This is a genomic window from Mesorhizobium sp. M2A.F.Ca.ET.039.01.1.1 (genome assembly GCF_003998035.1).
Lineage (GTDB): Bacteria > Pseudomonadota > Alphaproteobacteria > Rhizobiales > Rhizobiaceae > Mesorhizobium.
Genome location: NZ_RZRY01001172.1, coordinates 1 through 1,294, shown reverse-complemented (window position 1 = coordinate 1,294; position 1,294 = coordinate 1). Strand labels below are relative to the sequence as shown.

Below are 1,294 nucleotides of genomic sequence, written 5' to 3'. Positions count from 1 at the left end.
CTCTCATATGGCGGCAATCGGCCAAAACGTCCAGTTTCACCGGTGTGAAGCTGGGCCGTAGAGGGTTGTGCAAATGAGCGACGAATATTCCGCTCAGCGCACTTGTTTCGCCGGAAACGATTTGCTACAGGCCCCGGGCCGGAAGGTTCCGGCTCCTACCACGTGCGGTCGTGGCGGAATTGGTAGACGCGCAGCGTTGAGGTCGCTGTGGGGCAACCCGTGGAAGTTCGAGTCTTCTCGACCGCACCAAACCTTCTCCAAAGGCCTTGGAATTAGCGCTACCCGGCGACTGTTGTCGTTGCTGCCTGCGGTGCTCGTTGCCAAACGAAAAGCGGCGGCGGGTCATGAAGACCGCGCCACCGCCTGGTATTCCTAGCCGGTTCAAAAGCTCGGGCTGGATCACGCCGCCTTCTTCGTCCGCGCCAGCGTGTCCGCCACCACTTCGCCGAAGGAGGCGGGGGTCGGCACGATGACGACGCCGGCTTCCTTGAGGATCTCGACCTTTTCCTGGGCCGATTCGCCGAACGCCGAGATGATCGCGCCGGCATGGCCCATGCGGCGGCCTTTCGGGGCGGAGAGCCCGGCGATGTAGGCGATCAGGGGTTTGCGCATGTTGTCGCGCGCCCAGATCGCGGCTTCGGCTTCCTGCGGGCCGCCGATCTCGCCGATCATCACCACGGCGTCGGTGTCGTCGTCGCGCTCGAAGAGCTGCAGAATGTCCTTGAAGGACGAGCCGTTGATGGGATCGCCGCCGATGCCGACGCTGGTCGACACACCTATGCCCAGCGCCTTCATCTGCGATGCGGCTTCATAGCCCAGCGTGCCGGAGCGGCCGACAATGCCGACGCGTCCCGGCAGATAGATGCTGCCCGGCATGATGCCCATTAGCGCCTGTCCGGGCGTGATGACGCCGGCGCAGTTCGGGCCGACGAGGCGCATGCGGTCCTCGAAGCGGTAGCGGCGCATGTAGCGCTTGACCTGCATCATGTCCTGCGAGGGGATGCCGTCGGTGATGCAGACGCAGAGCTTTATCCCGGCATCCGCCGCTTCCATGATCGAATCGGCGGCGAAGGGCGGCGGCACGAAGACGATGCTCGCCTCGGCGCGGGTCTCGCGCACCGCGCCCTTGACGGTGTTGAAGACCGGCAGGCCGAGATGCGTCTGGCCGCCCTTGCCGGGGGTGACGCCGCCGACCAGCTTGGTGCCGTAGCGCTTCATGTCTTCCGCATGGAAGCTGCCGATCTTGCCGGTGAAGCCTTGCACGATGACGCGGGTGCTGCGGTTGAGCAGGATT

General features: G+C 64.8%; 1 protein-coding gene and 1 tRNA gene. One reads left to right on the top strand and one right to left on the bottom strand.

Annotation, left to right across the window (positions count from 1 at the left end; genetic code table 11):
* Nucleotides 1-164 precede the first annotated feature (164 nt).
* A tRNA-Leu gene (locus tag EOA24_RS38305) sits at nt 165-249 on the top strand.
* Between the two features lie 150 nt (nt 250-399).
* Here the strand turns inward: EOA24_RS38305 and sucD are convergent.
* Nucleotides 400-1,293: a succinate--CoA ligase subunit alpha gene (gene sucD, locus EOA24_RS38300; protein ID WP_127410845.1), complete on the bottom strand. Its 894-nt coding sequence runs from the start codon at nt 1,291-1,293 to the stop codon at nt 400-402.
* Nucleotide 1,294: the final 1 nt, after the last annotated feature.